Below are 13,927 nucleotides of genomic sequence, written 5' to 3'. Positions count from 1 at the left end.
AATTTGATTTGTGCTTATGCATGATGAGATGTGCTGTCTCAGATTCACTTTAGTGTTTGGATTTTTTGAGGAAAATGAAAAATAGAATTATTGAATTGTTTCAAACGAAAAAGCAAAACCTGCTTTCAGTTTATTATACTGCTGGTTTCCCAAATTTAAAGGATACGATAGCCATTGCAATTGCCTTGGAGAAAGCAGGTGCAGACATCATCGAAATTGGCGTCCCATTTTCAGACCCAATAGCCGATGGCCCCGTGATTCAAGAAAGCAACAACATCGCTTTGCAAAACGGAATGACCGTGAAGCTACTTCTTGAACAAGTAGCCGAAATCAGAAGAGTGGTTGAACTGCCGATTATCTTGATGGGGTACTTGAATCCAATTATGCAATTTGGGATGGAAGCATTTTGCCGGGCAGCATCCAAGGCAGGTGTAGATGGTTTAATCTTGCCGGATATGCCCATGATTGAATTTGAGAATTCATATCGAACGATATTCGAAGTAAACAATCTTTGCAATACCTTTTTGATTTCGCCCACCACTTCTGAAGCACGAATCAGAAAAATAGATGCAGCCACGAATGGTTTTATTTATGCGGTATCTTCATCAAGTACCACCGGAGCAAAGGGAATTTTTGCAGATGAACAAATTAACTACTTTGCAAAGTTGGCAAATCTAACGTTGAAGAATCACTTTTTGATAGGTTTCGGTATTTCAAATCCGGCCACTTTTTCGCAAGCTTGCCAATACAGTTCTGGGGCAATTGTAGGAAGCGCTTTTGTATCACTAATGAAGAACAGCAAGAATATTGCGGAGGATACAGATCAGTTTGTAAAAAAAATTAAAGGCATATACTCATACAATTAAAACTTACTGCTGGCCGACCCCTCGCACAGCATTGGTATCCGCGAGTTTGTGGAGCAAGTGGCGTTGGCGGCAGTGGTGGCTGATGTCGATGGCGTCATTTAGGAGGCGCACCAAATGATAGGGGCCGCCTTCAGCGATGGAATGTAAACGCTTGATTTTTCGGAGTTGCCAAGGCTAATCAAGAAAAATGAAAAAGGCATTTGTACTGCGAGAAGAATTGCAGTTAACTACTTTTGGCGATTCTGTTGAATCCAATTTTTACCTTCAGCTAAGTTGTTAAAAAATTTGATTCGACCTTGGTAAAAGTTGATCAGTTTCTTTTTATAGTTTTCATAGTCCTCAGGTTCATTTTCTCTTGCGATCACGTAGGCTAGCTGTTTTAAAGGCGATCGTTTCATCTCATTGATAAAATCCATACGTGCCTTATCATATTCTTCATCTGCCTTTTCTGCTTTTGTCCCTTCATTGATGATCACAATCCAATTGTTACATGGTTGGGTGTTATTGTAATCTATACATCGCTGAAAAAATTCTTTAAATTCAACCAATGTAAGTGCTCGTTTCCAGATGACGTATGCAGTATCTTCCGTGGCATCGTAGAACAACTTTCCCCATTCTTTATCCATGATGATCTGATGATCGGGATTGATGGTGTCGGCCAAATAAATGTTGAAAGTTGAACCCACGCCAAGTTCGCTGTCAATTTCCACTCGTCCTCCTAGCGATTCGGATTGCAGTTTAACCAAGAACAAACCAAGCCCTTTGCCATCCACATGTGTGTGAAATCGCTTGTACAATCCAAAAAGTTTTTCTTTGAAACGATTGATGTCCAATCCCAAACCATTATCTGAAACAGAAATTTTCACAAAAGAATCTACTCGCTCCGTTTTTATTGAAACTTTAAGTTTGCGTTCGGGTGATCGGTATTTGATGGCGTTGCTGATCAAATTGTACAAGATACTGCTCACCATAGGGCGAACGGAATAAATCTCCTTTATATTGTCAAAATTGGCATCTATGGAAACATTGTTTTTTTCAACTTCCCTTTGCAACAAGGTGATGATATGATCAAGCTCTTCTTGAAATCGTACTTGTTGTTTTACTTTTGACACTGCATTGCGAATATCTATGATATTTCCCAAGTCGCGAATCGTGGCATCTAAACTGGCAATTGCTTTTTTCTGATGTTCTACCAATTCACGGTGGTCTTCGCTTAGCGTATTGGCATTGGTGAGGTTAATCAATCCCAATAAACTAGCCACCGGTCCACGCAAGTTATGTGATACCGTGTATGAAAATTGTTGCAGTTCGTTGTTGTGACGGATCAGTTCTGCGTTGGTAGCGGTCAATTGATCGTTTTTGGTGATAAGCTCTTGATTTAAGCTCACATTCTCGATTGTTAATTCGTCACTTTGCTTTTCAATAATCTGTTTGGCATGAAGTAATTCTTGCTCTCGTTTGGATAATGCCGAAATCAGGGCAACGTTTTCGTTTTCTGCTTTTTCAAAACTCACCTTCAAAAAAAAGGTGCATCCTGCAATAATCAAATAACAGGCTACGAATACGAAATTCAAAAAATAATAATTGGGATCATTCATGTTCAGATCAAAGTAGCCTACGCCAAATAGGATGTGGATAGGATCGTATAGAATCAAACACAAAATATTGATTGTCAAAGCAGTTAATAGCTGCTTCCTTTCTTGCAAGCGAAAAATAATGAATGGAAATATGGACGAACTCACCAGCATCATACGAAACTGGAAGTATTGGAAATTCTCTATGATAACAAAATCAAATTTATCAACTACAGAAATACCCAACGACATCAGGCTCAACATAACGGAAGCCATCACGCGACTGGTGTTGATTTTCCCAAGGCTATTTAACACTATTGGAAGAATCCATAAGAAGGATGAAGCTAGTACTAATGCTAAGGAAGGAATCCAGCCGAAAAAGAAGAGGCCTGCTATGAAGATAATAAAGACAAAGACGCTTACAATAAAGCTAGCTTGGTTGGTAATACTGACGTACCGTTTTATAAAGGTGTCTTGCTGTTCATGAACTCCCAACTCGCATAGTTGGCTCCAAAAAGTACCCATCATAAGCCCACAATTTATGGAAATATACTTTACAACACCAATTTTATTGCCACCGATTGAAAAGGTTTTTTTTTGCGTGAGAGTCTTATCTTTGCCCTATACAAACAGAAATTGAATGGTAAAAGAACGGCCGGTGTTGATCGATTCTAAACTTTTGCTGAGGGCTTACGAACTGATGCATACGGCCAAGGGGATGGCTGATTTATATGATGAACAAAAGGAAGTTTGTGCCAAGTATGTACACAGTACGTCCAGAGGGCATGAGGCCATTCAATTGGCTGCTGCCTTTCATTTGCGTGCGTATGACTATGCCGCCCCGTATTACCGCGATGAATCGATGTTGCTCGGGATCGGGTTAGAACCCTGGGAGCTGATGCTTCAACTGATGGCAAAAAAAGACGACCCATTTTCTGGTGGACGAACTTACTATGGGCATCCCTCATTAAAGCGAAAGGGATTTCCTACCATACCACACCAAAGTTCGGCTACGGGTATGCAGGCCATTCCTGCTACGGGCATGGCACAGGGTCTTTCCTATCTTTATTCACAAGGCTTATTGAGTGAGCCAGGGAGTATGGTGCTTTGCTCGCTGGGCGATGGCTCGGTTACGGAGGGAGAAGTAGCTGAGGCTTTTCAAATGGCAGTATTAAAAAAACTCCCCATCTTATATTTAATACAAGATAACGATTGGGGCATATCAGCCACAGGCAGCGAAATGCGCACCATGGATGCTTACCAGTATGCGGCCGGTTTCAAAGGGTTGGAGCGCATGAGGGTGGACGGTTCTGATTTTGTTGAAAGTTTTATAGGCTTAGAAAAAGCTTTTGACTATGTGAGGAAAAACAAGGCGCCAATTTTGGTTCATGCAAAATGTCCTTTGCTCGGCCATCATACATCGGGTGTGCGCAAAGAATGGTACCGTGGCGATGATTTAAAATTTCAAGCGCAAGATGATCCTCTCCCAAAACTCGAAAGTTATTTGCTTCAAAATGGTGAAAACGAAACGGCATTAAACAACATAAAAGACCGAGCTGCTGCTAAAGTAAGAGCAGATTTTGAAAAGGCGATGAGAATGCCTAACCCTGACCCCGATGATTTTGATACCCATGAGTTTGCCGCAGCAACTATTTTAGAAGAAAGTGGAGAAAGGTCTCCTGCAAAAGGCGAAAAAGTTGTAATGGTAGATGCTGCCTTGCATGCCGTGGAAGAAATTTTAAAAGAGTATCCGGAAGCAATTTTTTATGGCCAAGACGTTGGTGGCCGACTGGGTGGTGTGTTTCGCGAAGCGGCAACATTAGCACAAAAGTATGGTGATGAGCGTGTATTCAATACTCCTATTCAAGAAGCCTACATTGTTGGTTCCACCGCAGGCATGAGTGCCGTGGGCGCAAAGCCCATCGTTGAAATTCAATTTGCCGATTACATTTGGCCTGGGATGAATCAGTTGGTGGAAGAACTTTCCAAGAGTTGCTATCTCAGCAAAGGCAAGTTCCCCATTCAGTCACTGATACGTGTGCCCATTGGTGCGTACGGAGGTGGTGGACCGTATCATTCAGGCAGTATAGAATCTACGTTGTTGACAATCCGCGGAATAAAGGTTGTGTATCCCAGCAATGCAGCCGATATGAAAGGGCTAATGAAGGCCGCTTTTCTAGATCCCAATCCGGTGGTAATGTTAGAACATAAAGGTTTGTATTGGAGCAAAGTGCCCGGCACATTAGAAGCAAAAACAATAGAACCCGATTCGCGCTACGTTATTCCGTTGGGCAAGGCCAGTAAAGTCTTATGTGCTGATGAGGACAAGGTAACGAGCAGCGAAAGTGCGGTGGTGATCACCTATGGCATGGGAGTTTATTGGGCGAAAGAGGCCGCAAAATCATTTGAAGGAAGAATTGAAATCTTGGATTTGCGTACGTTAAACCCAATCGATTGGAGTGCTATTGTAAATTCGGTAAAGGTTCACGGCCGAGCCATGGTACTTACAGAAGAACCACTCTTAAATTCATTTGCAGAATCATTGGCAGGGAGAATAGCCAAAGAATGTTTTTCTTCCCTTGATGCACCTGTATGGACGGTCGGGGCTGCGAACCTGCCAGCAATTGCATTGAATGTAGCGTTAGAAAAAATGATGCTTCCTAACGCAGAGAAAGTAAAATCGGCTTTAGGTGAACTTCTTCATTATTAAATCTAATGAGAACCAACCAACTTACTTCTCAAGTGTTGATGGTTCGCCCAATCCATTTTGGGTTTAATGCCCAAACAGCAATTAACAATTCATTTCAAAAGATGTCACACGCTGATGTGCAGGCAACGGCTTTGGATGAATTTGATCAGTTTGTTGAGAAGCTCCGTGCAAGTTTGATCAATGTATTGGTTGTAGGCGATACACCAGAGCCACATACACCCGATTCAATTTTCCCCAATAATTGGTTTTCATTTCACAGCGATGGCCATTTAGTTCTTTATCCAATGTTTGCAAACAACAGGCGCTTGGAACGGAAGCCGACAACACTCGCTCAACTGCAAACTGAATTTGGGGATCGAACAATCATTGACTTAACCTATTTTGAAAGGGAAGGAAAATACTTAGAAGGAACTGGTAGCATGGTGCTTGATCGTCAGAATAAAATTGCCTATGCCTGTATTTCACCACGCACGTACACAGACGTTTTGAATGAATTCTGTAAAAAAATTGGTTACCAATCTTGTATTTTTCATGCTGTTGATAGCAATGGACTTCCCATTTATCACACCAACGTAATGATGTGCATTGCGGATGAATTGGCAGTTATTTGCTCAGAATCGATTACAGATTCAGCCGAGAAAGAAAAAATTATCTCGTTTGTTCAATCTACCCGAAAGCAAGTAATTGAAATTTCAATGGAGCAAATGAATTGCTTTGCAGGTAATATGTTGCAAGTACAAAATACAAAAAATGAAAAGCACATGGTGATGTCTTCACAAGCTTTCCAATCACTTTCCACTCTTCAAATTCAAAAGTTAAGCCTACAAAATAAAATTATCCATTCTTCTTTGACTACCATAGAGACGAATGGGGGAGGAAGTGCTCGGTGTATGATGGCGGAAGTTTTTTGATACTGCTAGAAAGGATATCCAATACCAATGTTATAAATCACGGGCTCCTTATCAATTCCATAAGGTCCGCCAAATGCTGCCCGATTTAACACCCACCGCTGACCCACCGGCCTGGCAGGATCCCACGCTTTGATTCCTACATCCAAACGTAAGATTAAAAAGGAAAAATCCAGTCGTAGCCCAACACCTGTACCAACGGCAAGTTCTTCATAAAAATTGCTGAAGTTAAACTGGGCGGTCTCTTTATCGTTTGATCGTAACGACCAAACATTTCCGGCATCAATAAAAAAAGCATAATTAATAAAGCCAATCAATTTTTGTCTCCATTCCATGCTTCCTTCCAGCAACAAGTCACCTGGTTTTTCAAATCGATAATCGAAATAACCGTTCGCAGATGGGTTGGTGCTTAATTGTGGGGGATCTGAACCAACACCCAATCTTCTGGGCCGCCAAGCACGCACAGAATTACTTCCACCGACAAAGAAGTTTTTCTCATAGGGTAAAACTCGATTATCGCTATAAGCGTATCCAAAGCCTGTATTTATTCTCCAAGCAAATGAAGACCTTTTATTAATGAAAACATTTTTGCGGAAGTCAGCACTGAACCGCAGATACTTAAAGATAGCTAATCCTTGATCGATAAGGAATGGAGGAGTGTACAGATTCAACAGCGTGCCACCGCTTTCAAAACTGGTACGAAAAAGCGATGAGCTTTTTTGGGAATTACCATAGTTATTATTCCAGGTAAATGAAAAAATCATGCTTCCCACAAAAGACGGCAAAAAGGCGTTTATTAGATTATTTCCTTTCCGTTCTAGGGTATCTAGAACCAATTTAAAATCATTACTGACAGTAGATTGTATTACACTCAGGTTGGTGGGTGTAAAGGAGAACTGAAACTTTTGATTAATATCCCACGAAAAAGTAGAAGATAACGTAGTAATTTTTCGTTGATACTCTGGTCGATCGGTGTAGGTGTAGCCTGCGGTTAACCGGGTGCGCGGGTTGTATTTTGCGTAGCGGAATGATGCCGCTTTGCTAAGAGGGAATAAAAACTGAGGGAAGGTGAGCGAAGCATTCGCGCTGGCCTCGGTGCTTTGGTAAAAGTTGCCTACCTCCGTTGCCGAGGCAACACCCTCAAAACCGAAACGACCATTGATTTCAAAAATCTCTAAACCACCAAATAAGTTTCTTCTTTTCAGGTTCGTGCTGATGTAGGGACCGGGAAAACCCTGTGTAACGGTTACCCCCGCTTCGTTCGTCCAGGAATATCGATCCAGCGGACTCATAAACAGATTTGCAGCCATTTTTCCACGCGAGGTGTCGTAGTTAACATTTACAAATTTGAAGACATCTAGGTTTGCTAATTGCCGTTGTGTATTAATGGTTTTGGTGCGGCTATAAAGACTATCGCGTTTAATAAAAATGCGTTGTGCCAGTACTTTCTTTTTGTACTCAGGGTGGAGGAAGTTAAAGGTAATCTGTTCATAGGGTTCCGAAATTCGTTTTAGATTTCCAATTCCTTTCAAACCGGTGTCGGTAGTTAAACTAACGGAATCAATTTTGTATTGCTGGTGGTTGGTTGCCTTGGGTGGATTGAGTACTTCCATTCGCAAGGTGATGAGGTGATTTTTCCGCGAAACTGTATCTACTTGAAAATCGATGTATTGCCGTGAGAATGCATAGTATCCATTATCTTTTAGCACGTAATCAATGCGCTCGCGTTCTTTGGTTAGTTTGTCTTGGTCGAATTGGTCACCTTCTGCCACCAAACTTTTACTTGATTGCACAATCTCGGAAACAGAGGAGTCGGCTATGTTATAAAGTACTGTGTCGATGAAATACGGTCGTTCAGGATTTACCTTATAGTTGATCGTTACTTTTTGATTGGCAACCTCAGTAGTAGCAGAAACCTTTCCCCTGAAATAGCCTTTGACAAAAAGGTAGTTATTCATTTTTTCAAGGCTGGCAATTAGTTTTGCCGAATCAAAAATGGCCAGAGGTTCGCCCCATTGCATACGTAAATTTCCGTTCTCTATTTTTTTATCGAGGGCATCTGTTTTTTTTCTTTTTTTAAATTGAAGTGTATTTATCTTCTTTTGACTAGTGGCATTGGCAATTAATTGATCATACTCTTCTGCAATGCTGGCTCTTTTACTAATAAATTTTTGCCGCGATATTTTATCGTACCGCTTTTCACCCGTATGATACATCCATACCAACAGATTGATATTCAGCCAAAGGAATTTTTTATTGGGGCGCTGCACCGCCAAATTAGTAACGTTTGTGCTGTTGAAACCTTTCGGTGCCTCCACTGTTTGGCGGCTTAGCATCTTCTGGTTATCCTTTAAATATTGTGTACCAAGGCAGCTACTCAGAAAAATGGAAATTATTATGCAATAAAAAACTGACAGTAGGCGAGACTGCCAACTATTTATTAATTTGAGCGCACACACGAAAACAGTCTGAATGATTTCCAAAGCAACAGGTAAGTTCATCAAATCTTTGCAAGTAAAGAAATACCGAAAAGAGGAGCAATCTTTTATAGTAGAAGGAGCGAAAAGTGTTGCTGAATTATTACGCTCAGACTTTGAGGTAAAATGGTTAGCCGCCACCGATGATTTTCTTCAATTGCACTCGAATGTCTTGAGCAATAGGCATATTGAGTGGACGGAAGCATCTGCCAAGGAGTTGGGGCAACTAGGCACCTTTCAGACAAACGATGGAGCCTTGGCCATTGCTTCGATGAAGCCAAACCAGCCTTTGACCGTGCAAAATGAGTATGCTTTGATTTTAGACGACATTCGTGATCCGGGCAACTTGGGAACCATCATCCGTACAGCGGATTGGTACGGAATTGACAAAATTATTGCCTCCGAAAAAACGGCCGATTTCTATAATCCCAAGGTAATCAGTGCTACTATGGGTTCTTTTTGTCGTGTGCAACTGTATTATGCAAATCTGGTTGAATATCTAAATACAACTCACCTTCCGGTTTACGGAACATTCCTGAATGGAAAGAACATTTATACGGTTGACTTTGAAAAGGCGGGCTTGATTGCAATGGGAAACGAGGCAAACGGGATATCGACTGAAGTTGGGCAGTTGGTCACGGTCCCAATAACAATACCAAAAAGGGGAGGAGCGGAATCGCTCAACGCATCTATTGCTACTGCCATTGTATTGGATAATGTGTTTCGATGACGACTTAGAAAAACCCAGCGCTTTGTTTGCTCGCTTCTTCAGAAAGTTTCTCCGCTTCCTCTTTGCCTAGATAATTGTCAATCAAATAATGGCCGAGGTAAATAAGGGGCGTAAGTAAAATGGCAACCGAAAATTTATAGAGATAATTGGTCAGCCCGATAGCGATGATTTGCTCGTTGGGGAATATACCTACAAACGCAAGATAGAGTACAACAAAACTATCTATGAACTGTGATACAAGGGTTGAGCCGGTGGCTCGTAGCCATAATTTCTTAGGCCCTGTTACCGATTTCAATTTCTGAAAGACAAATACGTCAATCAATTGCCCAATCAAAAAAGCAGCTAACGAAGCAATGATGATCCGTTGGCCTTGCCCCAATATTTTGTTGAAGGCAAAGTCCATGTTAAAATAGTTTCCTGCGCCATCTTTGTTGTTGGCTTCCAACCACCACTCGGCCGGTGGAAGTTTGATTGTAAAGAAAATTACCAGAAAGGAGTAGGCGATGAAAATTGCCGCCAAATAGCTGATTCGCTTTACGCCAGGTTTGCCAAAATATTCATTGATCAAATCAGAAGTGATAAACACCACCGGCCAAATTACTGCACCGGCAGTTAAGTTAAAATCCATGGTGAAGCCCAAAATGTTCAAGTGAGCAGGGGCTAAACCTAGCGTATTTTCTCCCGAGAAAATCTTTACTCCAATTAGTTCTGCAATAATGGCATTGGTAAGAAAAATGCACGCCAGTACTATAAATAAAGTATTTTTCTTCTTTTCAATTGTACTTATCATGGGACATTCTCTAACAAATTTTCGACATCTATTGTTTGGCCCTCCACTGCAAGAATGGTGTTTTCGAAGGTTGCTTTCGCTTCAGCCAACATCAAATCCAAATCGCGATAACGGGCTGAAAAGTGGCCGAGTAAAAGTTTTTTCGCTCCGCATAATTTTGCCATCTCAGCTGCTTGCTTGGCCGTGCTATGCTTGGTTTCCCGTGCTTTGTCTGCATCCATGTCCATAAAGGTAGATTCATGATAAAGCAAGTCCACATCTTTAATTTGTTCGGCCATGGGTTCATTCCACATCGTGTCTGAGCAATAGGCGTACGAAAGCGGTACTTTGGGTGGTAATGTGAAATCGGAACTTTTGTAAATAAGTTTTCCTGATTCGGCATAGACATCTTCACCTCTCTTTAAGGTGGCAATATGCTGAAGAAACATGCCATCGGGTAACTTGTCTTTATTGATGTTGAGCGGTTTTGTCTTTTCTCGGAATAGAAAACCGGCACACGGTAATTTATGATTGAGCGGTATGGTTTCTACGGTAAGTTTTTCGTCATCAACCAATATTTTTTTTTCGTAGGGGTTAAAAGTATGGTAATTGACTTGGTAGTTTAAGCTTGACTTGGAATATTTTAAGTGCAACAAAATGATTTCATTTAACCCATATGGACTGTATAAATCCAAATCGCTGGTGCGTTTGTTGAGGTGCATGGAAAAGAGCAAACCCATTAAACCCAAGTAGTGGTCGCCATGCAAGTGGCTGATAAAAATTTTACTGATTTTGCCAATGGGTAGGTCAAATCGCTGCATCTGCATTTGTGCACCTTCCCCGCAGTCGATAAGAAAATGTTTGTTTTGAATGTTTAGGTATTGGCAGGAAGTATAGCGACCAAGAGCTGGGGCTGCAGCACTAGAACCAAGAATAGTTAACCTAAAAGACAAGTGAACGGAGATGTTAGTGGGTTTCTATCTGAGCCAATTTTCAAATCTTCAAATTGACTAGTCTTCAAATTGTTATTCTTCACTTTTCATGTCCTTCTCCATCTCGTGCATAAACACCGAGTCGATCCCTTCTTCAACCGTTGGCAAAATATTCAACACGCTATCCAATTGCGAAATCTTAATCAGTTTGGTGGTATGGTCTGATAACTGGGTAAGCACGAAAATGCCTCCGTCTTCTTGCAAGATCCTATTGCCTACAAGCAATGCACTAAGGCCGGATGAATCAGTGTACTTCACTTCACTCAAATCAAGAATGATATTGCGAACGCCTTCCGCATGCAACGTCACCATTTCTGACTTTAGCTGCGGTGCGGCTGTTGAATCTAATTTCTCTTCGTGCAAGCGAATCAGCGTGTACTTTTCTTGTTTGTCGATGGTGTATTTCATTTGGGAAGAATATAGTAGTTAGGGGTTACTGGTTAGAATTTAGAAGTCGGAGTTTTTAAACTTAATAATTGGTTATTTGTAATTATTCAATTCCTAATTGGTTAACAGAGGTTATTACTTTTTGCATTTGACTACTTGCCTACTTTTCAAAACGCTAATTTAACGATTTAACGATACTTTGTTCAATTCGTTTCTCGATGGTCGAATAATCAATGGAAGCCAACTTTTCACCGGTCATTTGTTGATAAAGCTCCTGGTATCGGTGGGAAATCCCTGCAACGATTTCATCGGTCATCTCAGGTACTTTTTGCCCATCCTTTCCTTGAAAGCCATTTTCAATCAGCCATTGTCGAACAAACTCTTTGGAAAGTTGTTTCTGCGCCTCACCTGATTTTTGCCTCGCCTCGTAGCCTTCTTTGTAAAAATAGCGGGATGAATCAGGTGTGTGAACTTCGTCAATCAAGTAAATCTTGCCGTTATGTTTACCAAATTCATACTTGGTATCTACCAATATCAAACTCCGGGCGGCTGCCAGTTCTGTTCCTTTTTTATAGAGTTTAAAAGTATAGTCTTCTAACATCTTGTAGTCGCCTTCATTTACAATTCCTCGGCTCAAAATTTCTTCGCGCGATATGTCTTCATCGTGGCCTACTTTTGCTTTTGTGGTAGGGGTGATGATAGGAGCGGGGAGTAGATCATTTTCTTTCAGTCCATCCGGCAATGGCACACCACAGATTTTGCGTTTGCCTGATTTGTATTCGCGCCAAGCGTGACCGGCCAAGTAACCACGGACCACCATCTCTACGGCAAAGGGTTCGCACTTAAAACCGATCGTCACATTGGGGTCAGGCGTTGATAAAACCCAGTTAGGGACGATGTCTTTGGTAGCATTGAGATTGTAGGCAGCAATTTGGTTTAGAATCCGACCCTTGTCTGGAATGCCCTTAGGCAAGACCACATCGAATGCGGAGATGCGATCGGTCGCTACCAGGGCCATCTGTTCACCAAAGTAATAGACGTCACGTACTTTGCCTTTGTAAAATCCGGTTTGTTGAGGGAAGTGAAAGTGAGTCTCTTTGATTGCCTTCATGTGCTGATTAACTGACGATGCAAATTAAATGAAATAAGGCATTTGGCAAGGGGCAATAGGCATTTGCGGCTAATGAGTTGATCGGATGACCAGCAAGGTTCAGAGGGTGCATTTCAAATTGACGCGGTTAAGCTGCGGCTTTAAATTCAGTTTGTACGAGTTTAACTACTTTGTCCCATTGGCCATTCATGTGCGTTACGCGTAAGTTGAGCATGTTCTGTGCTCCTCTCTTGGTCCAGCGCTGTCCGGAGAGTTTAAGTCGCTTTTGCACCACGGTTCGATGAGCGGATTCAATGGCGCCTGAACCAATAAGGCCGCAACCTATTTGTAAATATTTTTTATAGTCCATTCTGTCTTTATTGGCTTGATAGTAGCCCAAAATTTTTCTGGCTTGTGGATGGCCGGGAAATAATTCCCTGATGTTATCCATTACCCGATCCACTTCACTGTTCAACAGAAGTTTTTTTTGTGCCTCGGTCCACTGTTGTGCCTTTTGCCTGTCCTTGAAACATGATTCCGAAAAGGGGTACAGGTATTGAGTGGCATGATAATAATCCAAGATTGATAGTGCACCTGGAAAAGTATCTGCTATCCAGTTTCTGATCCATGGTGCACCATCGCAAATGAACACCAATCGCTCGCCCAGCGATCCATAGGATTCAATGAGTTTATCGCTTTGTTCGATGAAAGAGCGATGATCGCCCAAGTGGGCTATATACTGCGATCGCTTGATCCAACCCGGTTTTTCATCGATTTTGATACAATCTGATGAATTAAATATCCGGCCTACTTTTACTTCTTTCCATTGCTCTTCCCGTGTCAGGATCATCGATCCATCCGCCTCTACGTACAAGGTGTCTTGTTGTTTTACGGGAGGGGGTGTCCTGGCCCCATTCACTGTTTTGCCAAGTTCCGCCCCATAGGTATCGGTGACCCGGTACACTTGCGCGGCATTCACCTCCACTTGTAGAAATTGCTTGATCACCTCATGGCTCTTGCCGTAACAATCCAGTTGGCCTGCATACACCATGAGTTCTTGCATCACAGGGCTGATTTGAAAACCATTTTTGCCTTCACTGAAGGCATGCCGTTTGTCAATTTCTATTTGCCCCAAAGTCGTGTAGTTTTTTTTTACGTCTGTTAAGGGGAACAGGACCGAGATTCTTCTCGAGTACCTCTCGCCCAAGGTCTCGCCATAGTTCCACAAATAGTTTCTCATAATTGTAAAAGCTGTCCAATTGGTTCAGCTTTTGAAGGGCAATCATAGCGCTGTTCCGCTACGGCTAAAAATTCCTCCTTGCTCATAGTCTTTTGTTTTTATTTAAATTTACAAAATCGCGACAATTTGAAATGCACCCTAAACCAACAATTATGAAAAAACTTTCGTTACGATCTAGTTAATC

At 41.7% G+C, this 13,927-nt stretch carries 11 protein-coding genes; 4 read left to right on the top strand and 7 right to left on the bottom strand.

Features of this window, described 5'->3' with window-relative positions:
• Positions 1-74 precede the first annotated feature (74 nt).
• Positions 75-866, top strand: a complete 792-nt coding sequence (locus KA713_05400) for a tryptophan synthase subunit alpha (GenBank protein UXE68023.1) — start codon at positions 75-77, stop codon at positions 864-866.
• Between the two features lie 227 nt (positions 867-1,093).
• Here KA713_05400 and KA713_05395 read toward each other — a convergent pair whose 3' ends face one another.
• On the bottom strand, positions 1,094-2,968 hold the full coding sequence (locus tag KA713_05395; GenBank protein ID UXE68022.1) for a hypothetical protein: 1,875 nt from the start codon (positions 2,966-2,968) through the stop codon (positions 1,094-1,096).
• Between the two features lie 112 nt (positions 2,969-3,080).
• On the opposite strand from KA713_05395, the gene KA713_05390 reads away from it, so the two are divergent.
• Together KA713_05390 and KA713_05385 are read left to right on the top strand one after the other, a co-directional pair.
• On the top strand, positions 3,081-5,150 hold the full coding sequence (locus KA713_05390; GenBank protein ID UXE68021.1) for a tungsten formylmethanofuran dehydrogenase: 2,070 nt from the start codon (positions 3,081-3,083) through the stop codon (positions 5,148-5,150).
• A 5-nt stretch (positions 5,151-5,155) separates the two neighbouring features.
• Positions 5,156-6,061 (top strand): amidinotransferase, encoded by a 906-nt coding sequence (locus KA713_05385; protein UXE68020.1) that lies wholly within the window; start codon positions 5,156-5,158, stop codon positions 6,059-6,061.
• Between the two features lie 5 nt (positions 6,062-6,066).
• Here the strand turns inward: KA713_05385 and KA713_05380 are convergent, their stop codons facing one another.
• A complete protein-coding gene (locus KA713_05380; protein ID UXE68019.1) occupies positions 6,067-8,394 on the bottom strand; it encodes a BamA/TamA family outer membrane protein in 2,328 nt (775 codons plus the stop codon).
• 136 nt (positions 8,395-8,530) lie between these two features.
• On the opposite strand from KA713_05380, the gene KA713_05375 reads away from it, so the two are divergent.
• Positions 8,531-9,265, top strand: coding sequence for an RNA methyltransferase (locus tag KA713_05375; protein ID UXE68018.1), 735 nt, complete (start codon positions 8,531-8,533; stop codon positions 9,263-9,265).
• Positions 9,266-9,269: 4 nt separating this feature from the next.
• Here the strand turns inward: KA713_05375 and KA713_05370 are convergent, their stop codons facing one another.
• The 5 genes from KA713_05370 to KA713_05350 all read right to left on the bottom strand — a co-directional run bounded on the left by KA713_05370 (position 9,270) and on the right by KA713_05350 (position 13,743).
• Complete coding sequence (locus KA713_05370; GenBank protein UXE68017.1) at positions 9,270-10,055, bottom strand: queuosine precursor transporter; 786 nt, start codon at positions 10,053-10,055, stop codon at positions 9,270-9,272.
• Positions 10,052-10,987, bottom strand: a complete 936-nt coding sequence (locus KA713_05365) for a ribonuclease Z (GenBank protein ID UXE68016.1) — start codon at positions 10,985-10,987, stop codon at positions 10,052-10,054. The genes KA713_05370 and KA713_05365 overlap by 4 nt, the downstream gene beginning before the upstream one ends.
• A gap of 72 nt (positions 10,988-11,059) precedes the next feature.
• Positions 11,060-11,434 (bottom strand): STAS domain-containing protein, encoded by a 375-nt coding sequence (locus KA713_05360; GenBank protein ID UXE68015.1) that lies wholly within the window; start codon positions 11,432-11,434, stop codon positions 11,060-11,062.
• A 154-nt stretch (positions 11,435-11,588) separates the two neighbouring features.
• Positions 11,589-12,524 (bottom strand): phosphoribosylaminoimidazolesuccinocarboxamide synthase, encoded by a 936-nt coding sequence (locus KA713_05355; protein ID UXE68014.1) that lies wholly within the window; start codon positions 12,522-12,524, stop codon positions 11,589-11,591.
• Positions 12,525-12,651: 127 nt separating this feature from the next.
• Positions 12,652-13,743 carry a UPF0236 family protein gene (locus KA713_05350; GenBank protein ID UXE68013.1) on the bottom strand — a complete coding sequence of 364 codons (1,092 nt, stop codon included), beginning with the start codon at positions 13,741-13,743 and terminating at the stop codon, positions 12,652-12,654.
• Between the last annotated feature and the right edge of the window lie 184 nt (positions 13,744-13,927).

The sequence above is a fragment of the Chryseotalea sp. WA131a genome, from assembly GCA_025370075.1.
Lineage (GTDB): Bacteria > Bacteroidota > Bacteroidia > Cytophagales > Cyclobacteriaceae > ELB16-189.
The sequence above is the reverse complement of the archived record's forward strand: the minus strand, read 5'-3'. Positions and strand labels throughout refer to the sequence as shown.